This window comes from Deltaproteobacteria bacterium (genome assembly GCA_016208165.1).
Lineage (GTDB): Bacteria > Desulfobacterota > Desulfarculia > JACQYL01 > JACQYL01 > JACQYL01.
The window spans coordinates 33,896-57,312 of the sequence record JACQYL010000046.1 but is presented as its reverse complement, the minus strand read 5'-3'; the positions used below and the strand labels follow the sequence as shown (position 1 = coordinate 57,312).

Genomic DNA, 23,417 nt, shown 5'->3' with positions numbered 1-23,417 from the left:
TCTTACGGCGCTTTAACGAAGAGGTATACAAGAGCTTTCCGGATGTTCAAACCATGGCAGAGGAGTCCACAGCCTGGCCCATGGTATCGCGGCCCAATTATGTGGGCGGCCTCGGTTTCGGGATGAAGTGGGACATGGGCTGGATGCACGACACGTTGGAATACATGCCAAAGGACCCCATTTACCGAACCTATCACCACAACAAATTGACTTTCCGCATGATTTACGCCTTTCAAGAAAACTTCGTTCTCCCCCTCTCGCATGATGAGGTGGTCTACGGCAAAGGCTCCCTTTTGCGGAAAATGCCCGGAGATGAATGGCGGAAGTTCGCCAATCTGCGGCTGCTGTTCGGATACATGTATGCCCAGCCGGCCAAAAAGCTGCTGTTCATGGGCGGCGAGTTCGGCGTATGGGACGAATGGTATCATGAGACGGGCTTGGACTGGAGCTTGCTCGATCAGCCCTTTCACAGGGGCGTTCAGCGATGGGTCGAGGATCTGAACCGCATCTACACGACCGAACCTGCCCTCCACGAGTTGGATTTCAATCCTTCGGGATTTCAGTGGATCGATTGCAACGACTCGCAGCAGAGCACGCTCAGCATGATGCGTATGGGCCGTTCAGGAGAAGACGTCCTGGTTATTGCCTTCAATTTTACACCCGTTCCCCGCCACAATTACCGCGTAGGCGCTCCCAAAGGCGGATTCTGGGGCGAAGCCCTAAACAGTGACGCCAAGGACTACGGGGGAAGCGGGCAAGGCAATCTGGGAGGCATCGAGGCCTCTCCCATATCCTTTCATGGCCTTCCCTTTTCCCTGAACCTGACGCTTCCTCCGCTCGGAGTGGTTTTCATGAAATGCCAAAATCACGGAGGTGAATCAACGGATTCACCGATCGAGGGTTCATGACGGACGTGATAGAAAGACCGTTCGAGAACTGGACACGGACATCGGCCGACCTGTTGGCTACGGTCTTTATTCATGTTGATTATTCGACGCCTATTCAGGCGGTCAGAGAGGAACTTCAACGCATCGTCCAAAATTCGAAACAATGGGACGGTCGGGTCTGCGCCCTTCAGGTGACTGATGCGACGGAGCGAACCATAGAGTTGCGCGCGCTCACGAGTGCTGCGGATTCATCGAGCGCCTGGGATTTGCGCTGCGAGGTGAGAGAAAAACTCATTCATTTCTTACAGGAAAATATCCCCGAAGCTTTACCCAGAGTGAGGGCGGAAATCAGGGAGCAGGGGAGTCGAGGGAGGGACGGCGAACAAGAAGAAGGGAGTTCTCCCTAAGACCGACACATTCCACCTCCGGGCCGGCGGATCCCGGAAAACACGGTTGGTCATGGATCCGCCTCCCGCTGGTTGCCCTCAAGATTGTTCAAAGATGCTTAAGGATAGGTTCCAATAATATGGGCGATTTTATGAAATTTTCCATCAGGATAGCGTGACCACCGTCGGAGCCTTTCCGATCGGTCTGGACGTGGACAAAATCCTCTCCGAGGTCTCTGAAGGTTAGAGGTTAAGCTTTCGATTCGGGAATAACGATCTTTATGAAAGGATCGACACGGACAGAAAAGCTGGGCGCCGTATTTTTGGAGGCATCGAGCGGCGCGATTATACCAAGGGGCTGGTCGAAAGAATGAACATATTCTTCAATGCGTATAATAGTCTTACTAACTCGCGAATGGATGCGAGGTTTTACCAGGTCACGGCGCCGAGCAGGTCTGACAGTCCGGACTATCAGCATCTCAACACGGTCCTGGAGGAAGCCGTCTCGAAAATGAATGCGAAAATGCCTGGTTCCCCTATTACCCGCATCGACACGGGGATGTTACCTCCCCAGAATTATCGGTTTATGAAGGAGATCGACGTCATGCTCGCCACGCCCCTTGAAGATGGCATGAACCTGGTGGCCTTTGAATATATGCTCTCACAAAAGTACAAACGCCCAAAGGATCGAGGTATCCTGGTCTTGAGCACGAGCGGTGCGTCGAGGGTGCTCAAGCAGAAAGGCTTTGGAGAGGTAGACGGAATTGTTTACATAAACCCTTTGAAGTTGAAAGACGCCGGAGATAAGGCTGTGACGGCCTTACTGGAAGGAAGGCGCATCTCGCACAGGGTCATCAACTACGTTGAGAACGAACGGAGAGTTGATGACTGGGCCCAGAGAAACATCGACGCCATTCTAAACCGCCAAAAAGCGTCATGAGCACCCTTACTGGCCCTCCCATATTTCTGCTGCATACTCCCTTCGCCTGTATTAAATACCGCATCGACCGTATTTCATTCGATTTCAGCGTTGCCTATAGTTAAGGGACGCCCTGATTCAAAAGGCGGTTTGAGAGTGCCGAACCGCCCGCAGAACGGGTCGATTTGCGGACCCAAGAAGTAGCCTAAGAACATTGGGAAACCATTCTAACATCTCGGTTGAAAGGACAATCTCAAATGGAAACACCACCTGAAATCACCTTTCGCGGGTTGGAAAAGAACGACGAGATCGAGGCGCGCATTCTCGAAAAGGTCAACAAACTCGACGAGATCCATCCCGGCATTATCAGCTGCCGGGTTGCCGTGGAAAAGCTCCAGGAGCATCAGCGCTCCGGCGCTCCGTACCGCGTCCGGGTCGTTGTACGGCTTCCCCCGGGAAAAGAGCTTGTCGGGAGGCACGAGCTTGGAGAAGGGGACATTCGTGAACGCCTGCAGACCGCCGTCACCGAGGCTTTCGGAGATGTGCGCCGACAGCTCATCAAGACCAAGGACAAGCAGCAGGGGAAGGTGAAAGCGCCCCCGGACCAGGAGCTGATTGGGTATGTCGTGCGCCTGTTTCGCGACGAAGGATACGGATTTATCCGAACCACCGAGGGCCGGGAGATTTATTTTCATCAACATGCCGTGCTGCATGACGATTTTCAACGTCTCGAGATCGGAACCGGAGTCCGATATTTTCCATCGGAGGGAGACGAGGGGCCTCAGGCCAGCACGGTGCAGGTTGTGGACAAGACCGGCAGCCGGGTTTCGAAAGTCGAGGAGCCGCAGATCGAGCCGCCGGCGGGGGTGAGCCCTTAAGGGCGATCTTAATCGAGAATCATTAGACCGTATGGCGCCCGCCCGTACAGAGGCTGGGCTGCGGTAATGGAGGCGATCGATGAAGAATTTCACTCTGGAAGACCTGAAGCGTCTGGCGGCCATCGAAGCCGACGTGTGTATTTCCATGTACATGCCCACCGACACGGCCTCCGCCACAACGGATGAGGAACGGATTCGTTTCAAGAATCTGCTTCGCCGGGCTGAGAAGACTATCCAGGAGCGGGCGCCAAAAGAAAAAGAACTGCAAAAGATGATCGAAGAAGGACGACGGCTGCTGGAAAATGAGTATTTCTGGCGCCACCAAAGCCACGGGCTGGCGGCCTTCATCGCCCCTGAAGTGTTTTTGTTTTACCGGCTTCCGGTGGCTTTCGACGAAGTGTTTGCGGTTTCAAACCGCTTTGCCCTGAAGCCGCTGATGCCGTTATTCATGGCCGAGGGGAAATTTTATGTCCTGGCTCTGAGCCAGGCGGAAATACGCCTTTTTTCCTGCACGCGCCATAGCGTGATGGAAATCGACCTGGTCGACGTTCCGCAAGGCATCGACAGGAAGGATGAGATCCTCCGTTACTTCCGGGACGTAGACGAGGGGCTTTCGGAAATCCTATCCGACCAGAAAGTACCTCTGGTTCTGGCCGGAGTCGATTATTTGCTTCCGATTTTCCGGGAAGCCACTTCCTACCAGTGGGTCTTGCCGGAAGCCGTTCCAGGTAATCCAGACGAACTTCGAGCCGAAGAACTTCACGAAAAGGCGCTTGACATCGTTCGCCCCGTCATGGAGCGAGCTCAGCATGAAGCTGCGCAACGCTACCACGAACTGGCCGGTAGGGGATTCACTGCCGCGGGTGTTCGCAGTGTGCTGCCTGCAGCCGCTTTCGGACGCGTGGACACGCTCTTTGTCGTCCTGAAAGAGCGGGTATTCGGTACATACGACAGGGACAACAACGAGTTAAAGATAACGAGCGACGAGGAACAGGACGCCGAGGACCTGCTGGACCGAGCCGCGGTGGAAACGATAAAGAATGGCGGCCGGGTCTATGCAGTCAACAGAGAAAAGATGCCGGAAGAGCATGCGCCGATCGCGGCCATCCTGCGATACTGATCAGCGTGTCAGTGCACTTGTCCAAAATACAGGATTACTTCTATTCGAGTTCGAAGAAGGAAAACACTTATAAGAACTCGATTACTCCAACTAAGCTTGATCCATCCGATCGGGCCGGGTTTTCGGGGAACTCCGTTGTGAGGAGTATTTCATCTTGGACAAGAACCGGAGAAGATTGTGATAAAGAGCTACAGCTTCGGTCAAATGAAGATCGACGGTGAGGTGCATCGCCAAGATCTCAAAATCGTCAAAGGCCGTGTGTTGGGAAACTGGTGGCGCAACGAGGATCATCGTCTTGACACGGATGACGTGCGAGACATTCTTTCAGCCGGTCCCGACATCCTGGTGGTAGGAACCGGCTATTCTGGTAACATGCGGGTGGAGGAATCTCTTCGCTCTCTCCTCGAAGAACGTGGGACCGAACTGATTGCGGAGACGACGACCGACGCGGTGCATACATTCAACAAATTGGTATCAGAGGGGAAGGAGGTGGCAGGGGCCTTTCACCTTACGTGCTGACCCGTTTTACCGGCTCTTTTTTGGGGTACGCACGCCGGAGCACGCCCATTGGAGAAAGGGCCGCTTACCTGTCTTGAATGGTTGGATTGCTTTTCGCTCGATTCAACCTGCCGAAATGGGATCCAGACTGGCCCGACATCTTCTCGGAACGGTCCCAAGGCCGGCTCAGAGAACAAGGGGAGCGTACTCCAACTTTCCGTCTGCGGCAACGGACTGTACGTTCAGCGTCAGTCGGTTCCTACCGTCCCTGTCGTTCTCGACCTTGACCTTGGTAATTACATGAGAAGACGGCTCCCTCCTGTGGTCATGGCACTGTGCGATGAGAGTCATGACTTCCTCCCAATCCCCCTCGATGCAAGCGCCGGAAGGCGTCAACAGATAGTGAAACCCCGAACCGTCGAGCATCTTCATGGCTTCGGCAATCTCTCCCTTCTTTTGGCTGGTTTGTCCTGATGAAATGATGTTCAGTTCGAATAGCACGGTGTTCCTCCCCCGGTTGTCTTCTATTATTCTCAGCCCCTTCATCCAAGGGTGGCGTAATCACTGAGCAGTCTGTTATGCACGCTCAGACGGTCGCTTCCTTTTGCGCCGGTAACGCGGCCAGGAAAGCCACATCTGAGTTCCTTCCGTTGGATGCGCCTTGTTCCGATTCGAACGCACAAAATCATGCCCCCCACGTTACGCCTCGCTCACTAAATTATGTTCGAAAAATCCCGGTTGGGGCAATGAGTTCAATTCGGTATTTTTCTTCAAAACACACTGTAGTCGACGGTGGACCTTGGTTCTTGGAAGATCTTATCGTACCTGCCGTAGACGGTATCATACCTGAGAAAGAATCCCTGTGATTGGACCTTACCTTTCTTCCTTTTCCGGGACAAATTCGTCCGGTGGGCTGAGTGGTTTTCCGGACTTAAGCGAATGAACCACGTCTTCTTCAATGTCCTCGCCCTGGAACGCTTCCTCGAGCTTTGTCTTCTTCCGTTCCGGCGTCTCGCGATCGTCTTTTTGCCACGGGAGTTCCTCAATGCGAAGGCGGTCTTCGATCTCCTGAAGGCCCATATTGTCCTGCAGGATTTCAAGAAGGATTTGGTGCGAAGTCCCGCTCGGGAGAGCCCCCCTAAGATGGACGACACCGTCGCACACCTTTATATCAAGATCTTCACGCTCCACGCGGCCGTCGATCTCCAGTTCGTCATAGATGACGGCTGTCAATTCATCGTCGGACATTCCCTCGTATTCCTGAGGAAGATCCGCTCCGGTCTTTTCCAAGGCTACCACCAAGGCGGGCTTCCCTTCCCCTTCGGCTGCGCATCGGGTACAGACAGACGTCCACGGTATGGCCTCCAGACGGCCCGGAGAAATAGACTTACCACAAGACAGGCATATTCCGTAATCGCCCGTCTCGATTCGGCGCAAGGCCAGGTCGATGGCTTCGATTTCCCGGGTTTCACGTTCGTCCAACTGTTCGAGACTCAGAGACATGGCGCTCTTTGACGCGGTTTCCTCGTACTCCACTTCTCCCTCCTGAAGTCCTTTCCACGACTCGTCTATGCTGCCCCGAAGCCCAAAAATCTCGTTGCGTCTCCTTTCAAGCGCTTCTCTTAAGTGCCCAAAATCTCTTTTCTTAACCATCGTTCCTCCTCTCCAACAAGGCTTTCGCATGGATTGACTCATGGCGCCTCGTCGAACCTCCTTTTGATCGAAAGAGATCGTAAGAATCTCGAGCAACAAACGTTCTTCGAATCATTCTTTCATCTCCACCTTATGGTGCCAATACCATGAATCATGTATTTAGAAGGCGGACACAAAAGACATTTTCATACAGCGGCCGGGCGACAAGTTAGGAACGGGATGAAAAGAGGAACGATTAAACGGGATGCTGCGGCCCTTTTCCTCGTCGAATACGAGAAGCAATTAAGGTATCAGCCAAAGAGGCGGATACGCCTTCCCAAATCGCGGTAGATCCAAGCATAGAAGAGCATACGCATGATATCGGCTGAAATATAACCGCACCCGCCCAAAAAGCAATTTGGGGAGATTGAATCACCTTAGCCGGTCTGCTCATGGGTTCGCCGCGGAAACCATGGATCATTCAAAAGGTTGGAACCGCAGCGGTCATCCGCGAAGAAACGCAGATGAGAGGGATCCCGGGAAAATCGTTCTTTCTTTGTCAAAATCCCGCAACTTGTTCACGCAATACTTCAGGGTGACGATTCACTGAAAATACAAGATAGACCCCATATACGCGTCAGCCTATGCACACATAGTATGCAGATAGCAGGGCATTGGAGTTGGGAAATTTAAGACTTAAAAGAACCAGTCCGAACGGTTCCTCACAACAATGTCACAGCCCTGAAATAAGCTGAACGGATGGCCGGGTCTGATACTTGTATTCCCGGGGAAACCCTGTCGCCTCCAGCGGCTTCCTGTGAATACGAAAACGATGGAAGGATCACAATATGGAAAGCATGAACGAATTGATGCGAATGATGGCGATGTGCGAGAACGCGAGAACGGCAAGAAAAGAAGGGATTAAAGACACGTGCAAGGGTGGGCGTGTCGATCCCACGAAGAACAACAAGAAACAGATGGTAGCTTTGCTGCAGGCGGCCGGCCTGAGTAATGCAAGAATCAATGAACACCTGGATCAACTGGAAAAGTAGGAAGAGCAAACGGAACCGGATAAGCCGCCAGAGTCATTGGCTCTCTGTTCCACTGCTTCTCGTAGCGCTCTACCTTCCGGGCGTTTCCACGGCCCTCCATACGGTCTCTATTGGAGCGAATGGATGGGGCCTCCTCTTCGGAATAAGCCTGGTCACCCTGCTGATTGGACAGGGCATAAAGCAATTCATGCCCGGCGCGTCGATCAAGAACCCGTAACAGGAAGTTGTCAGGTTGTTCTTTGGCCCCTTCGCACTATGATTGGTGGTCGCTTTCCTGTACAATCGACCGTAGGTTAAGTTGCGCACGGGAGTCGACGGTGTTGGGTTTGGACACGATGAAAGGTTCCGGAACGATCCATATCGGCACATCGGGATGGCACTACCATCACTGGAAGGGGCCATTCTATCCGGACTACCTTTCCGCTGAAGATATGCTTCCTTACTACTCCGGCCGTTTCCATACCGTGGAAATCAACAACTCTTTCTACCGGCTTCCTAAGAAAACAACCCTTGAACGATGGAAAGAGACCGTACCGCCCGACTTTGTTTTTTCTCTGAAAGCAAGCCGCTACATCACTCACATGAAGAAGCTCAAGGATCCCTCCAAAGGGGTCCCCCCTCTGCTCGAGGCTGCAGGCGTGTTAGGAGAGAAATTGGGCCCCGTCCTGTTTCAATTGCCTCCGCGCTGGCGTATGAATCCTGAAAGACTCGATCCATTTCTGCAATTTCTCTCGAGTGATTTCCGGTACGCCTTTGAATTCCGTGATCCGAGCTGGTTCGCCGATGCCGTTTATGAAACACTGGCGAAACATGGAGCGGCCTTTTGTATCTATCATATGGAAGAGCGCCTCTCTCCCAAAGAGGTGACCGAAGGCCGAGAGGAACGAATCAAGCTCGCGGAAGCGGAGCAGAGAGCCCGATCACTGGTCAAGTATCTCGAGGAGACCAGCTGAAAAGAAGATAAGAACGCTACGTGGCCTGGTCGTCTTCCGCTGCCCCGCCCTGCGCTACCCGGTCCCACTGCTGATCGTGTTTCAAAATCTCCTGACCTATGTCGATCCCGACCACACCATATCCGACTTCCTCTATGCATTCCAGAGGCCCCCCTCCATAGCATGAATATACAGCGTTTACCCCATTTCTTTTCTTGAAGTCTGCTGCAAAGATTCAAGAAATCCGTTCTATTCAAGGGGTCACTATGGATAGGGTCTTAATGTATACGTTAAGGAAGCAGGTCGGGCCGTTGATCCTGCTGTTATGCTGCTGGGCCTCAATTTCGGCGGTTCAGGCGGCTCAACCCAGTGACGAATTTATCCGCGGTTATGCAACCGCAATCATTGCCGAACACTTCCCGTCAGGTGTTAAAACCATTCGGGTGTACGACGGGGTAATTTATATGGAAGGCGGCAGCTTAGGTGAAACGGAGAAATCGGAAATACAGAAGATCCTTCTAAGTGTTGAAGGCGTCACAAGAGTTGAATTTGTCGCTGATAGAACTGAAGCCGTTGTCCGACAATCAGAAGAACAACTGCCGCTGTTCTTACCCAGCCAGCCGCTCTTCCAGGCCCTGCTGGCGGACCCGCGTTGGCCGCATTTTTCGATCTCCTACCAACATTACCTGGGCAATGATCTGCTGAGAAACGTTGCCGCCGCCGGCTTTGGGGAGTCGATCGGCATCTACAGATTTCAAGGTCCCTGGGATTCGACCATGGAGCTTGGGGTCCACGCCGGTGTATTTTCCATTTTTGATATGAGCGCCCAGTCATTCGACCTGATCAATGCCGATTATCTGTTCGGAATTCCAATCACCCTGAAAAAAGGCGACTTCACCAATATGTTCCGAATCTTCCACCAAAGCTCCCACTTGGGGGATGAATTTCTTTTGCGCGGTGAGACGGATGAACGCATTAACTTAAGCTATGAAGGCGTCGACAACCTTCTTTCCTATCACCTGCCCGCCGGTTTTCGCATCTACGCCGGAGGGGGCTATCTCATACGTAAGTCCCCCTCGGATCTGGATCCATGGTCTACGCAAGCCGGACTGGAATTTCGCAGTCCCGCGACATGGCTTGAGGGCGCGTTGCGGCCCGTAGCGAGTGTAGATGTACAAAATCGTCAGGAGACTAACTGGATCACGGACATCTCAGTACGTACTGGAATTCAGCTTGAGAACCCCAATTTTCTGAGTCGAAAGGTTCTTCTGCTGCTCGAGTATTACAACGGTAAATCCCCTAATGGACAATTTTATGAACACAGCATTGAATTTCTCGGCATCGGCGTCCATCTGTTCTTTTAAGATAGCTTAACGTAAGATCAGCACCGGATTGGGGATCTCGTTCACCAGCGAGCACAAAGCCTCGTTTTGCAGCAACCGCGGACCACAGGGAATGACGACGGGACCGGCGCTTTGCATCCGCACCACCTCGGCGAGGCCCTCGAGACTCGGGTTGATGAGTAGTCGAATGTCCGCTATCAGCCCCAGATCCCTCAGCTTCTCCGCCAAGTCGCCTCTGAGCTTCGGGGCGGAGGATTCATCATCGGCCAATGCGATCACCAATAGGCTTGTCTGGTTGGTTTCCACGAGTCCGCCGGCCACAGCCAATGCTTTTTGGGAACCGGGAGAACCGTCGTATATAACCACGACAGGGGTGGCCAACTCTCTACCTTCCTGGAGCACCAGAGTGAGACCGGATCTCTCGAGTATCAGCATTCGCACCGTCGAGCCGATGCGACGCTTTTGCATCAAGGATCTGCCGATCTTGCCCAAAATGAGCAGTTCGGCTTCAGCCCCGGCCGCAAGCAGCTCTCCGGCAACCGAACCCCGGACAACCCTGAATTTCCAGGGGAGATGCTTGCTTTCCGCGGCTCGTTCCAGGGCTTGACGCATCCAGCCGGCCTGGGCGCGAAACTGGCGTTCGAGTTCCGGCCGGTCCAGTGAACGCCGACCGGATGAGAAGGTGCTGACTTCTTGGGTGAACGGCAGGTCGGCTACCCTCAGCAGGTTGATGTCCTCGACAAACAGCCCCATGATCTCCGAACTCAGTCGAGCCGCAAGGCTGGTCGCCGTCTCGATCACCTCCAGACTCCGGGGAGAGGCATCCAAGGCCACCACGATTCGCTGAACGGACAGTTTGCCTTCCATCCCGCTCATGTGGCCCTCCTTTCGCCCTCCGGCGATTGGCTGAATTTCTTTTGCTTTTCGGCGAATTCCTTCAGCCGCGCACAGACCTTTCCATTAATACTGTCCGGAGGGTAGTTTCCTTCCGCGTCCGGCTCTCCGGCCGGCACACCGGTCAGAATTTCAATCCCCTGATCAATGCTTTCAACGGCATAGATATGGAAACGTCCTTCCTTGGCGGCATCGATCACGTCCTGTCTCAACATCAGGTGTCTCACGTTGGAAGCGGGAATGAGCACCCCTTGATCGCCGTTCAGTCCTTTCTGTTTACAGGTGTCAAAGAACCCCTCGATCTTTTCATTGACCCCGCCTATGGGTTGGATCTGACCGTGCTGGTTTACCGAACCCGTTACAGCCAGTGACTGATCGATGGGCGCCTTGGCTATGGCGGAAAGCAGGGAATACAGCTCGGCGGAGGAGGCGCTGTCCCCTTCTACGCCGCTATAAGATTGCTCGAACACCAGGCTGGCGGAAAGGGACAAGGGTTGATCCGTGGCATAGCGTTCTCCCAGAAAGCCGGCCAAAATCAACACGCCCTTCGAGTGGATGGGCCCCCCCATTTCCACCTCCCGTTCGATGTCCACCACTTCACCTTTGCCCATTCTCACGCGCGCCGTAATCCGGCTGGGACGGCCGAAGGCGAACTCTCCAAGCTGGATGACGGAAAGGCCGTTGACCTGTCCCACCTTTCGGCCTTCAGTATCGATCAAGATAATCCCCCGTTGGATCTGTTCCTGCATGCGTTCCCGGATCCGGTCGGAACGATAAATCCAGGCATCGATTGCGCGTTGGACGTCCGAGGCCCCGACGATGCCGTTGCCGTTTTGGCCGGCCCAGTAATTGGACTCCCGCAGCAGATCCGTAATCGCCTGCATGTGGACGGACAACTTCTCTCCATCCCCCGCAATGCGCGCACCGCGCTCCACAATACGCGCCACGGCATCCCGATCGAAGTGGCGCAGGCCTTCCTTTCGAGCCACCGTGCCGATCAACCGGCCGTAGAGGCCAACGTTTTGTTCGGTGCGGTCCACCTCCATATCAAAATCCGCGGCCACCTTAAAGAGTTGACCAAATTCCGGGTCGTGGTAACGGAGCAAGTAGTAAATCATCGGTGAGCCCAGCAAAGTCACCTTTACGTCAAGGGGCACGGGCTCCGGTTCCAATGAAACCGTGCTGATAAACCCATACATTTGGCTCAAAGACTCGATCTTTATTTCCCTGGACTTCAGCAACCGTTTCAAGGCGTCCCAGGCAAAGGGCTGCAGCAAAAGCTTCAACGCATCCATGACCAGATAGCCGCCATTGGCCCGATGGAGCGCTCCTGAACGTATCATGTTGAAATCCGTCAGCAACATCCCCATGCTGGCGAGATGTTCGACCCGTCCCACCAGGTTTTGAAGATTCGGATTGTCCTCATAGACGACCGGCGCCCCTTTGGACTCGCTGTGGTCTACGAGCACGTTTACCCTGTACTGGCGAAGTTGTGGAGATTCCGAGGCCGGTCCTCCTGCGGCCTGAGGGCCGACTCCGGAGGGAAGAAGCCGCTGGCCCGGTTCCTGAGCGCCCTGGGACTGAAGCAGGGCCTGGGCGTTGTCAATGGTGTCTTTTTCCACCACGTTCAGGTAGGTTGCCACATCCGGCGCATCCTCGTATTTTTTGCGCAATTCGTTGATCAACGGGACCACGGTAAAGCTGGTGACTTCACGATTCAGGTCCTTCAACTTTTCCCGCATCTCGCGTTCCCACACGGGAATCTTCTGGAAGATCTTTTGGGATTCTTGCTGAAGCTCCTCAGCATCATGCTTTATACGCTCTTGTTCTTCTTCCGGAAGTTTCTTGAATTCGTCGGGAGGCACGACTTCACCGTCGCGAACCGGAGCAAAGGCAAGGCCGGCCGGGGTCCGGAGGACGCTGAGGCTTTTTTCATCCGCCTTCTTCTGCAGGTCCTCAAAAGCGTGCTGTTGCTGTTCTTGAATCTCCTGAGCGACGGTCCTTTGTCGATTCTGGTATTCTTCGTTCTCAAAAGCAGCCCGAAGGGCGTTACGCAATTCTTCGACCAGTTTTTCCATATCCTGAAAAAGCTCTTTGCCTCCGCCGGCCTTCAATCGCAAGATTTTGGGCCTGTGAGGCTCTTCGAAGTTGTTCACATAGCAAATGTCCGGGGGTACCTGTTCAGTCTCGGCCCGACTCTCAAGAAACTGTCGGACAAAGGTATGTTTTCCTGTTCCCGGATTTCCCAAGGCGAATACATTGAATCCCTCACTTTCGATCCCCACGCCGAAGCGCAAGGCCTCCAAGGCTCGAGGCTGACCGATGAATTCAGTGAGGTCTTCCAGGTCTTTTGTCGTCTCGAAAGGAAACACCTCGGGATTGCATCGACGATAAAGGCTTTCCGGTTTGAGCTCAGCGACGTCCTTGACTTGCATCTATTCTACCTCCTGGTTTGATCATGTCTTACATAGGGGTGGCGGCGGAAGGGACGCCGGATCCATATAAGATCGCCCTTCTCGTCCCCTTAGAATATCGTTTCGCGGTTGCGGTCGATCCGCGGAGAATCGATTTTTTTATGTTTGCGGAAGACAGCCGCGCTCGGTCTCCTGCGAAAAGAGTCTGACTCATTGGCATTACACTAATTTCGTACGAGTCAAAGGAATATGCCTTGAATCATGTATTGTTCTCTGAAATGGATGGTAGATTGTGCAAAAGTGCTGTCGAGACTTCTTTTGCCCTCCATGGCGCAAGCAAGGAAAGGCAGGATTCGTGAAGCGCCGGAGGAAGAGAAATAAAGCCATTTACTTTATAGTCCTTTTGCGCCCGAAATACGGGAAGATCGACGACTTCCATTTCTCCGACGAGTTCTACGGACGCCGATAAGCTGACGTGGATTTTGTAGTCCATGTCATTATAGAATAATTGTTTCGACAAGTAACCGTAATAACCAATGGGGAGGCGCCCAAGACGAAGATTCAGCCGGGTAGATCAATGGCGCTGTAAGGGTTACGAGAAAAGCGCCTTAGTTCCCATATAGGGGGTTAATGACAGGATCATTGAAGAGAACGCTGCCACAGGAATCGGCCGGGCGGACCCGGCGGAGGTCGGAGCGGTGCGGCGGTCTCGATCGTCGATGCCCTGCTCCAGACCTCCGGCTTGGAACCGGGTCGTGGAATCGCCGGTCGAAACGCCCGCGCCGGGGCTGTGACCAATTATCCCCGGATCGCGCCACAGCCAAAAATACAGTCCTTTGGATCGATCAATACAGAACTTGACCTATGTGTGGTTCAATAGGATCGATTTCTTTCCGATGCGGAACTGCGTAAGCCCCCGGCCCCGGGTTGTTTGAAATCGCCGGAGCGGAGGGAGCGGGCAGGCCCGTCCCATTGCAGTAAACCTCTTCAGATTCGCAGGATTGATCTCAAACCTCGTCCCGATCACGGCAAGTCCGTTCAAAAGTTAGAACAGACCCACAAACGAAAGTGGAAGAGTCATCAACAAAACGTGGATAGCATCTGAGTACGACCGCCCGGCCGCGGGCTTACCTCGTTTTTGCCTCTGTCTTTCTCACTTCCGAGTCTTCTTCCGCCGAGAAGGCATATCTTCTTCTTAACCATACGGCAATAACGTAGGCCCCTGTCAGCAGGACCACGGCCGCTAAAGCTACGCGAAAATCGAGGCTGACGGCGGACTGGCCCAAAAAGATGAAAGGCAGTCCCAGGGCGGTGTGTATGGGCCAGCAAATGAGAACATAGGGTTTGAAAGGCAAACCGGCCAGGGCCAGCAGGTAATTTTTTGGGGTGTAGGGAATCACGGGAATCGCCGCAAAGATGCTTCCGTATAGAATGAGCTGTTGGCCGGGGATTCGAGGCGTGTCATAACCCCATCGGGCAAGCATTTTACTCAGGCGTTGACGGACAACCGAATTGGCCAGGTAGTAGGACAGGACCAAGTGAAGCGGGTAAAAAAGCGTTGAGACCAATATCCCTCCCAAAAGACCGAATTTAATCCCTGAAACCACCAGGAAAACGCTGATGGGAAACCCTAGAATCGGCAAGACGGCCATCAGGATGAGAAACGGCGCCAGGGGCGTGTTATCGTTGATCAGGCGGCCTGCAGCGGCGGCCCAATCGTATTGGTCCGCAAGGTAAACGAGAAGCAGGACAGCGGCGGCCAAAGCGAGGCCGGCAGCCAAAAAACAAAAAGCTCTAAGCACTTGGGACCTCTTGATCTTCCTTTGGTGCGAGACCCTTGTCATATGTTCGGCGCTGAAATAGTTGCTTCGTCGGTCTCACGGGCTTCTCCGGGATCTATTCCACGCCGATATCCTCATCGTCGGAAGCAAAAGCCTCCACCACGGCGGAGGTCATGCCTACGGCCAGCTCCCATTCGACTTTGAGCCTTTCCACGATGGAGGTTAAAGCCTGATGGTCCGTAGCCTCACGCCGCCTGCTTCGGGCGTGTTCCGCTTCAAGCGACTGATACAGATCCTCGAGTTTCTTTGAGCACACCTCTCTGGAAAACTCATTCGCGGTCTTGCGAGCAGCCAGGCCGTACCGCTTCATCAGGTCTTTGTCTCTTATCGTTTCGGCTATGGCCGCTGAAAAATCGTCGACCGGAGCTTCGGCGTCCAGTAACCGTCCGTTGTACCGATCCCGGACTACTTCCCTCACCCCGGAGGCGTCTAGGGCGATAACCGGCTTTCCCGAGGCCATGGCCTCGGTCAGAACCATGCCTTGAGTTTCAGTGCGTGAAGCGAAAAGGAAGAGATCCATGGCCGCGTATAGGTCGGCCAGTTCGGACCCGGCTTTTTGACCGGCCATGATCAGCCTTTTCCGAATGCTTCGCCTGGCGAAAGCTCTCTTGATTTCATCTTCGCTGGGACCTGAGCCCACTGCGAGAAACCAAGCGTGTTCATCCTTTTTCACATAGTCGGCCGCGGCCGCGGCCAAATACTCGAGGTTCTTTTCCGGAGCCAGGCGGCCCAAGTGCCCCAATACAATATTTCCTTCCGACAGGCCCAGTTTGCGGCGGGCCCGCTCTCTCTGTCCGGCTGAGAAGAAGTTCGTATCCACGCCGGTCGGAATCTCCACTATGGGACGGGTCACTCCTCTTTTGACCAGAAGATCGAGAATACTTTTGCTGGGGGCAATGACCCTGGTGCACAAGTTGGCGTATTCCGTGGAGAGACGAACGACAAAACGACGCATGCCTTTGGACTCCAAGGGCACATAGTGGGTGTAATTTTCGTACAAGGTGTGATGCGTGAAGACCAGAGGAAGCCTTCTCCGCCGAGCCGTGCGCAGGGCGGTATCGCCCAACAGATAGGGGTGATGGCTGTGGATGATTTGCGGCCGGAATTTGTCGAGCTTACCTTCTATAACAAAAGGTACGGGCAACCGAAGGGAAAAATCACTCCCGTTAAAATTCTGAATAGCCGGCAGGCGCAGCACGTCGGTTTCGCCATCCGGTTTTTCTCCTTCCCTTTCGTACACGGGCGCCACGATCAAAACGCCGTGGCCGTGGTAACGTAAATCCTCGGCAAAGGCGGCCACGGAATTGGCGACCCCCCCTACGTGAGGAAGGTACGTGTTGGTGAACATGCAGATTCTCATTGGGCAATCCTCCGCAGGGTTATCCTGTCGCCATGCTCCGGCAGGAGCCTATGTTCATAACCCCGTACCAAGGCTTCCATTGTGGGAGGTCTTTCTCGCCACTTTGCTTCGATGCGCACTTCCAGTTCTTGCCCTTCAGGTGTCAGGAAAACGGCAATCGGCCCGTATGGAGTGGGTGTCGGCCCGAAAGAGAGCGGTACGCCCGGTTCGATCCACTGGGGGAATATACCCGAGCCGATGATCAAAAGGCCGCCTTCCTCCCGAACAAACATATTCCGGATCATCCATACCCATTCGGCGGCTGCCCAGCCATGCTGTCCGTCTCCCATGCAGCCTCCGCCGGAAAAGGGGTGGATCGCTTCGGGCCATTGGCCGGTCGGCGAAGCCAAGCCGGCCGAGGCCTCTATCAGGGTCCGGTAGCGATCATCGCCGAAACGGAGCAGAGTCTGGGCCAGGCCCAACGTGAGATAGATATTGATCCCCGAGTGAATCATGTCCTGGAAGAAGCCGCGTCGATGAAAACAGTGTTCCATGAGAAAGGCGAGCGTCCGGGCTACCCTTTGGTCATTGGGCGCAGTCAGTTTCAACGGCCAGTCCGCCACCATCGAACCTACGGCTCCCGAATCCATCCGACGGTAAGGCGCCGCCGGGATTGCACCTTTGGATTTATTCTCGGGAATGGCTTCAATGCTGCTGAAAATGGCCTTTAGAAAATCGTCTGCTTCAGTCGTGAACCTGTGGCGCTCTTTTTCGAGACCCGCCAGTCCGGCCAAACGACCGGCCGCGCGTAAACCGGCCGTTCCCCAAAAATCGTCCCAATAATAATAATCGTTGGGTCCCAGGTGTTCTGCGCTGAATCCGGCCGGAAGTAACCCTCCGAGGCGTTCCCGACCCGGGCGCCTCATCCGCTTACCGATAATCCAGTTTGCTCCCTTTATGACCGATTTTAACCATTCTTCCGGAAGATCCTGTCCCGTCAAGCTCTGAAAGCGGTCCATGATCCAGAGAACCTGCCCATTGGAATCCCATTCGCCCTCCTGGGAGAGAAAAAAGCCGTTTCTCTTTTGGCGGCCCGGGAACTTGTCCAAAATGTGTTTCGATCTTTCCAAAAGGCCCAAGGTCATCAGGGCGCTTAGCATCAGGCATGCGTCGCGGAACCAGAAACGCCGGTATCCGAAAGGGCCGGGAAAGATGTCGTGTGGAGAGAGCAGTACCAACGTTCGGACCGCGCAATCGAACAGGTATTGTATCCTTTTGTCCGGAATGTCCAGCCTGGCCGAGTCTCTCAAAGCCATCGGCCAAGAGACGGCCTCCGAATCGAAGTGGGGGAATGCCCGTTTCAATTCCTTGGCCAGGGGAATCCGTATTTCCGCCCGGCTCTCCCGCCCGGGCTCCAGAGCGAAAAGGGCCGCACTGGTGGCCAGCCCCACATGACAAGTAATTTTGTTCTCGTGATCAGTTTCTTCCAGTCTGTTAAATACGTCGCCTTCTTCATAGTTGGAAAAAGCCAGGCGGTCGGGGGGCCGGTCGAAGTAAACCGGTGTGCGGGCATCGACCCAGAAACAGGGCCCGGCGGGATCGTACGCTATCTTCTCTATAAACTGGATTCCTTCCGGGTTGTACGGTCTCAACGATACGCAGAGCCAGCCCTTTCGATCCGCCAGGCCTTTAATATGCACGCAGGCTTCGGGCCCTCCATTTTCCACGCTGAGGTACGCCGAGGTTTCCAAATTAAGGCCTGGCCGTTCCGATCTGGTTAACACGGAAAGGTTGTTTTCGAATTCATATCTTTGCAGAACCGTTTTCTCTTTAGAGGGTAATAGGACATCTTCCCCGCAGGAGGGTATGATCCAAAAATCGATGGACCAGCCGTTGTAAAGCGGCGTAAAGAGCCCGCGTGGGTCGACCAGCGGGTAAAGCGGCAAATTGGGCTGCCCCACCGCGCTCCAGTTGCGTTGGGTCAGGTTTACATGCGTAGCCGAAAACGCTCGAGGAATGAACGAAAGATCGGACGGATTGAACTGCCGCTCGACCCAATTCGGCCAAACCCAGTCCAGATTATACTGGATGGCCCGCGTGTTGATCAGCCCTCGGGCCTGAAAGACGATTCCGGCCCGCAGCAATTCTATGGGCTCCTGAACCTCGGACGGCTGAGAAAACCGGCGAACCCGCGCCAAAACGGTCGCCGGGTCAATGACCCCATAGGCGCGGGCGGCACGCTTGATCAAAAACCTCCACGGTAAGAATCGCAAAAGCATAACTCATTCTCCAGACTCGACGTGTGCTTCAAGAACCGTTCGGCGGGGGTTCTTTAGGATGACCGGCGATATCTTCAGAACCGGTGGGCCCGAAACCGAATCCGCTCAAAGCCGATCAAGCCTAATACCCGGTTGTACGCCCGACAATCCGGCGGGAGTCAGGACGACGGTGGGAGGCGATACGCGTTCTTAGTATCGACAAGATCAGTAGTATTACTAAAGGGGCAGTTAAGAACATTCCACCGGCATCGTTCCGAGCGGAGGGTAGCTCTTATGCCCTGAAGATGAGGATTGGTACCGCACCCGGTTCTTTGGACACCAGTTTGCCATCGGGCGGCCTTGTTGGTCAAGCATCCGCTTCCGTCACGCACAGGCGTAGGCGGCATGCTCGACCGGCCCTTCAGTAAGGCACAACTATGGCGCTGCGAACTGTTTGTCCTTAAGTTCCCTCGGTGCTATGCTATTTTTGATTCTGTGGTGCTTGTTCAATCGAAATGAAGACATCGGTATTGAATACGGGTGTGAGGATGGTTCACGGATGAAACGGGTTGGTCGGAAGTTGGTCGTTTCGGCGGTCCTTCTATTGGGAACTGCAGGATTAATTTGGGCGATCCTGGGTCAAACACGGGACGGGGCAGTCCCGAGCCAAGAGAACAAGGCTTCTCGACCGGCGCCGGTCGAGGTGGCTGAGATTCGGCAAGGACCCATTGTGTTGCGGCGCACGTTCAGTGGCGCTCTCGAAGCGTTGGCCGAGTTCGTGGCCGCTCCCAAAGTCAGCGGGCGGGTCAAGCGAATGGTCGTGAACATCGCCGACAGGGTGGCGCGGGGCCAGGTAGTTGCGGAGTTGGACAACGCCGAATACGTGCAGGCCGTGGCCCAGGCCCAGGCCGATCTGGTGGTGGCCAGGGCCAATCTGGCCAAGGCAAAGAGCGCCTTGGACACCTCAGTCCGGGAATTCAAGCGCACCAAATCCCTTCGCGAACGCGGAATCGCCTCGGATTCCGAGTTCGACGCGGTCGAGGCGGAACATCTGGCCAAGCAGGTACAACTCGAAGTCGCCGAGGCCGAGGTGACCAAAGCCGAATCATCGTTGGAAACAGCCAACATCCGGCTCGGGTACACCAAAGTCACCGCCGACTGGTCCGGTGGGGACGAGCATCGTGTCGTAGCCGAGCGCTATCTCGACGAAGGCCAGACCATTGCGGCCAACGAACCGCTGCTATTGATCGTGGATCTAAGTCCGATCATCGGCGTATTTTTTGTCGCCGAAAGAGATTACGCTCATCTGAAGCCCGGACAGATCGTTTCATTGACGACGGATGCTTATCCCTCTGAATTGTTTCAAGGCCGGATCGAACGAATCGCCCCTGTTTTCCGCGAGTCTACACGGCAGGCGCGGGTGGAGATGATCATCGAGAACCCGCAACATCGGCTTAAACCCGGCATGTTCATCAGAGCTACAGTGGAAATGGACAAGGTTTCCGAAACCACCATCGTCCCCGAAGGGGCACTGACCGCCCGCAATAATCAGAGCGGAGTTTTTGTTGTCAGCAAGGATGGGAACTCGGTTACCTGGCGTGCGGTACAAGTGGGCATCCGGGAAGGCGAGTGGGTACAGGTGGAAGGCGATGGGCTGCAAGGGCGGGTTGTAACCCTGGGGCAACAGCTCATCGACGACGGGTCGAAGATTACGATTCCCGCCGCGCGCGGGGGAGCCGTTTCCGAGGGAACAAAGGCGGACACCAGATGAATCTACCGGGTTTCAGTGTTCGTCGTCCTATCTTTACCACCATGGTGACCCTGATTGTGGTGATCCTTGGGGCCGTGTCTTTGAGCCGACTGCAGATCGATATGCTGCCCAATATCGAGCTGCCGACGCTGACGATCCGCACAGAGTACGAAGGCGCCAGTCCCGAGGTGATGGAGCGGCTGGTAACGCAGATCATTGAAGAGATCGTTGCCACGGCGCCCGGCGTCGAGGAAATTTCATCCACCTCTTCCGAGGGCAACAGCAGTGTTCGGGTGAGCTTCGCCTGGGGCACCGAAATCGACACCGCTGCCATCGACGTACAAGGCAAGCTCGAGGACGAAATCAACGAGTTGCCCGAAGATATCGTCAGACCCCGCGTACGGAAATTTGATATCGCCAGTTTTCCAGTGGTTATTCTCGGGATTTCCAGCAGCCTTGATCCTGTGGAACTCACCGAATTGATCGAAGTTCAGATCCGCTACCGGTTCGCCCGTATTCCGGGCGTAGCTCAGGTCGACGTTTGGGGGGGCTTTAATCGCGAAGTCCGCATTGAACTGGACCCCGACCGGGTCAAGGCGTTGGGTTTGCCCATGGACCGGGTGATCAAAGCGGTCAGCGACGCCAACCTCGACCTGCCGGCGGGCAAGATCGAGCAGGGACGTCACGAGGTCACTCTGCGTGCGCCGGCGGAATTCACCAATCTCGATCAGATTCGTAACACGGTCATTGTCGGACGCGAGGGCGCTGCGGTAACGCTCGGTCAAATCGCCGAGGTCAATGACACTTATGAAAAATTAACCCGTATCGTGCGAGTCAATGATGAACGCGGACTACGGGTGGGCATTCGCAAACAGGCCGATGCCAATACCGTTGACGTATCCAAACGCATCCTCGATGAAATCGCCGAGGTCAATAAAGACTTCCCCCAGATCAAGGTCGTACCGGTCATCAACCAGGGAAACTTCATCGAGCGGTCCATCACCAATGTCGCCCGATCGGTGCTTTACGGCGGCGGGCTCGCCATCCTGGTTCTGTTGTTTTTCCTCCGCAACATCCGAAGCACGTTGGTGATTTCTCTCTCGATCCCCATCTCGATCGTGGCAACGTTTGCGATGATGTACTTCGGCGGATTCACGCTCAACCTGATGACGTTGGGCGGACTGGCGTTGGGTGTGGGCATGATGGTCGACAGTTCCATTGTGGTGCTCGAAAACATCTTCCGCCGTCAGAACGAGAATAACGAGCCGTCAGCGGTCGCATCCGTGGAAGGTGCGCGGGAGGTGGGACCGGCCATTGTGGCCAGCACCATTACCACCTTGGTGATTTTCGTACCGCAGGTTTTCGTACGCGGCGTCTCGGGCCTTCTCTTTCAGGAGCTGGCCTATGTCATCATTTTTTCGCTGATTTGCTCCCTGGCGGTGGCCATGAGTCTGGTGCCCATGTTGGCATCCAAGCTCGTCAGGTCGTCTCCGCAGGACCACAAGGAACGAAAATTATGGATCGTCCGATTAGACGATATCGCGGTCCGTTTCTTTAAAGGTCTCGACAATGCCTACCTCAATTTGATTCGTCGGGTGCTGGTTCATCGCCTGATCACCATTCTCGCGGCGGCTTCCCTTCTCGGCGGAAGTCTGCTTCTTTTGCCCTTCATCGGCACGGAATTTATTCCGCCCAGCGATGAGGGAGAGGTCCATGTCACCGGTAAGATGGAAATCGGAACCCGACTGGACCTGGTCGACGCGCAGACGCGGAAAATGGAGCAGATCGTCTACCCCGCCGTGCCCGAGGCCGTGGCATCGGTGGCCAGCGTGGGGGCAGTCGGCTGGCGGGCGGACGCGGGCGCAGAGGGTGAAATCCGCCTGTCGTTGCTGTCGGCCGCGCAACGCAAACGCTCCAACGTGGAGATCGCCGAGGATCTTCGTCGCAAATTGAGAGACAACATTGCCGGTATGGAAATCCGTACACGCGCGCCCCAAGGCCAGTTCCTGCTGGAACGGATCCTGGGCGGTGACGAAGGACTGACGGTCGAGATCCGCGGGTTCGAACTCGCCATTCTCGACGCCCTGGCCCAACGCGTTGACGAGTCGATTGCCGAGGTACCGGGCATTACAGATGTCCAGACCAGTCTCGAGGCCGGAGTACCCCAGGAGGAAATCCGCGTGGACCGAGACAAGGTGGCGGATCTCGACCTGAGCGTTCGCGACGTGACGCAGCTTCTGGAAACAGCGGTGGCCGGCTCCAAAGCCGGCGAGTATCGAACCGGAGGAAACTCGTATCGCATTCTCGTGCGGCTCAAGGATGCGGAGAAACGGTCCCTGGATGAGATTCTCGACCTCACTCTGACCACGGCATCCGGCGAGCAGGTAACGCTGCGCAACGTGGTCACCAACGAAGCGAGTCGCGGCCCGGTCCTCATTGACCGAAAAGACCAGCAGAGAACCGTCTCGGTCCAGGCCAACGTGTCGGGAAGGGACTTGGGCTCCGTGGCCCGGGACGTTAATGTCTTGCTGGATCGCATTCCACGTCCCGTCGGTTATGACCTGACGGTCGCCGGGACGTTCGAGGAGCAGCAAAAGGCGTTCGGCGAGCTGGTGATCTCCCTCATACTGGCTCTCCTGCTCGTATACATGGTGCTGGCTTGCCAGTACGAGTCGTTACGGGATCCCTTGGTGGTCATGTTTTCAGTACCGCTCGCTGCAGTGGGGGTATTGGTTACGCTTTTCGTCACCAGGACTACCCTTAACGTTCAGTCCTACATCGGCTGTATCATGCTGGGGGGGATCGTGGTCAACAATGCGATTCTTCTGGTGGACCAGGCCGGTAGATTAGCCGGTAGCGGTATGTCCACGTACGATGCTTTGGCCGAGGCGGGCCGGCGCCGATTGCGGCCGATTCTGATGACTAGCCTGACGACGATCCTGGGCCTCATGCCTCTGGCTCTGGGCATCGGAGAGGGCGCCGACGCCCAGGCGCCTCTGGCGCGCGCGGTTGTCGGGGGACTCACCGGATCCACGCTGATCACGTTGGTGTTGATTCCGGTGGTCTATTCCTTGTTTCATCCCGAAAAGAAAGCAAGTCCGGATTGAAAACCGGCCCTGTCGCCCTCGTCATCCCAATATTCATCCGGATGGCCGGATTCGAGGTACTCGACACACAATTCGAGTGGAAGGGCGGTCTCGCTGCACCCTGTTTCTTCATGAATGAAACCTGAATAGGAGCATCTCGATGTTATGAACGACTCGTATCGCGGGAA

Annotated in this window: 18 protein-coding genes and 1 pseudogene (1 of these 19 cut by a window edge); 12 read left to right on the top strand and 7 right to left on the bottom strand. The window is 55.0% G+C overall.

Annotated features, from left to right (window positions below; translation table 11 throughout):
* The 6 genes and pseudogenes from glgB to HY788_09740 form a co-directional block, all read left to right on the top strand.
* Positions 1-908, top strand: a pseudogene (glgB, locus tag HY788_09765) (1,4-alpha-glucan branching protein GlgB) (it extends 1,070 nt beyond the left edge of the window).
* Positions 905-1,294, top strand: a complete 390-nt coding sequence (locus tag HY788_09760; protein MBI4774448.1) for a mechanosensitive ion channel — start codon at positions 905-907, stop codon at positions 1,292-1,294. The pseudogene glgB and the gene HY788_09760 overlap by 4 nt, the downstream one beginning before the upstream one ends.
* A 268-nt stretch (positions 1,295-1,562) precedes the next feature.
* The gene (locus tag HY788_09755; protein MBI4774447.1) at positions 1,563-2,213 is read left to right on the top strand and encodes a trehalose-6-phosphate synthase; all 651 of its coding nucleotides are present in this window, start codon (positions 1,563-1,565) and stop codon (positions 2,211-2,213) included.
* Between the two features lie 236 nt (positions 2,214-2,449).
* Positions 2,450-3,070, top strand: coding sequence for an HPF/RaiA family ribosome-associated protein (locus HY788_09750; protein ID MBI4774446.1), 621 nt, complete (start codon positions 2,450-2,452; stop codon positions 3,068-3,070).
* Between the two features lie 79 nt (positions 3,071-3,149).
* Positions 3,150-4,190, top strand: a complete 1,041-nt coding sequence (locus HY788_09745) for a hypothetical protein (protein MBI4774445.1) — start codon at positions 3,150-3,152, stop codon at positions 4,188-4,190.
* Positions 4,191-4,367: 177 nt separating this feature from the next.
* On the top strand, positions 4,368-4,709 hold the full coding sequence (locus tag HY788_09740) for a hypothetical protein (GenBank protein ID MBI4774444.1): 342 nt from the start codon (positions 4,368-4,370) through the stop codon (positions 4,707-4,709).
* A 165-nt stretch (positions 4,710-4,874) separates the two neighbouring features.
* Here HY788_09740 and HY788_09735 read toward each other — a convergent pair whose 3' ends face one another.
* Together HY788_09735 and HY788_09730 are read right to left on the bottom strand one after the other, a co-directional pair.
* A complete protein-coding gene (locus HY788_09735) occupies positions 4,875-5,189 on the bottom strand; it encodes a thiamine-binding protein (GenBank protein MBI4774443.1) in 315 nt (104 codons plus the stop codon).
* A 372-nt stretch (positions 5,190-5,561) separates the two neighbouring features.
* The gene (locus HY788_09730; protein MBI4774442.1) at positions 5,562-6,383 is read right to left on the bottom strand and encodes a TraR/DksA C4-type zinc finger protein; all 822 of its coding nucleotides are present in this window, start codon (positions 6,381-6,383) and stop codon (positions 5,562-5,564) included.
* 785 nt (positions 6,384-7,168) lie between these two features.
* Here HY788_09730 and HY788_09725 point away from each other — a divergent pair.
* The 4 genes from HY788_09725 (at position 7,169) to HY788_09710 (ending at position 9,668) form a co-directional block, all read left to right on the top strand.
* Positions 7,169-7,372: a hypothetical protein gene (locus tag HY788_09725; GenBank protein ID MBI4774441.1), complete on the top strand. Its 204-nt coding sequence runs from the start codon at positions 7,169-7,171 to the stop codon at positions 7,370-7,372.
* Positions 7,332-7,589 carry a cation transporting ATPase C-terminal domain-containing protein gene (locus tag HY788_09720; GenBank protein MBI4774440.1) on the top strand — a complete coding sequence of 86 codons (258 nt, stop codon included), beginning with the start codon at positions 7,332-7,334 and terminating at the stop codon, positions 7,587-7,589. The genes HY788_09725 and HY788_09720 overlap by 41 nt, the downstream gene beginning before the upstream one ends.
* A gap of 118 nt (positions 7,590-7,707) precedes the next feature.
* Entirely contained in the window at positions 7,708-8,325 is a 618-nt protein-coding gene (locus HY788_09715) for a DUF72 domain-containing protein (GenBank protein MBI4774439.1), read from the top strand.
* Positions 8,326-8,615: 290 nt separating this feature from the next.
* The gene (locus HY788_09710) at positions 8,616-9,668 is read left to right on the top strand and encodes a DUF1207 domain-containing protein (protein MBI4774438.1); all 1,053 of its coding nucleotides are present in this window, start codon (positions 8,616-8,618) and stop codon (positions 9,666-9,668) included.
* A gap of 6 nt (positions 9,669-9,674) precedes the next feature.
* On the opposite strand, the gene HY788_09705 is transcribed toward HY788_09710, so the two are convergent.
* From HY788_09705 to HY788_09685, 5 genes are all read right to left on the bottom strand, one after another.
* The gene (locus HY788_09705; protein ID MBI4774437.1) at positions 9,675-10,523 is read right to left on the bottom strand and encodes a universal stress protein; all 849 of its coding nucleotides are present in this window, start codon (positions 10,521-10,523) and stop codon (positions 9,675-9,677) included.
* The gene (locus HY788_09700; GenBank protein MBI4774436.1) at positions 10,520-12,976 is read right to left on the bottom strand and encodes an AAA family ATPase; all 2,457 of its coding nucleotides are present in this window, start codon (positions 12,974-12,976) and stop codon (positions 10,520-10,522) included. The genes HY788_09705 and HY788_09700 overlap by 4 nt, the downstream gene beginning before the upstream one ends.
* A 1,106-nt stretch (positions 12,977-14,082) precedes the next feature.
* Positions 14,083-14,757, bottom strand: coding sequence for a hypothetical protein (locus HY788_09695; GenBank protein ID MBI4774435.1), 675 nt, complete (start codon positions 14,755-14,757; stop codon positions 14,083-14,085).
* Between the two features lie 94 nt (positions 14,758-14,851).
* Entirely contained in the window at positions 14,852-16,156 is a 1,305-nt protein-coding gene (locus HY788_09690) for a glycosyltransferase (GenBank protein MBI4774434.1), read from the bottom strand.
* The gene (locus HY788_09685) at positions 16,153-18,414 is read right to left on the bottom strand and encodes a hypothetical protein (protein ID MBI4774433.1); all 2,262 of its coding nucleotides are present in this window, start codon (positions 18,412-18,414) and stop codon (positions 16,153-16,155) included. Before HY788_09685 ends, HY788_09690 begins: the two co-directional genes overlap by 4 nt.
* 538 nt (positions 18,415-18,952) lie before the next feature.
* Between HY788_09685 and HY788_09680 the strand changes: the two genes are divergently transcribed.
* Together HY788_09680 and HY788_09675 are read left to right on the top strand one after the other, a co-directional pair.
* Positions 18,953-20,164 carry an efflux RND transporter periplasmic adaptor subunit gene (locus HY788_09680; GenBank protein MBI4774432.1) on the top strand — a complete coding sequence of 404 codons (1,212 nt, stop codon included), beginning with the start codon at positions 18,953-18,955 and terminating at the stop codon, positions 20,162-20,164.
* Complete coding sequence (locus HY788_09675) at positions 20,161-23,250, top strand: efflux RND transporter permease subunit (protein ID MBI4774431.1); 3,090 nt, start codon at positions 20,161-20,163, stop codon at positions 23,248-23,250. The genes HY788_09680 and HY788_09675 overlap by 4 nt, the downstream gene beginning before the upstream one ends.
* Positions 23,251-23,417: the final 167 nt, after the last annotated feature.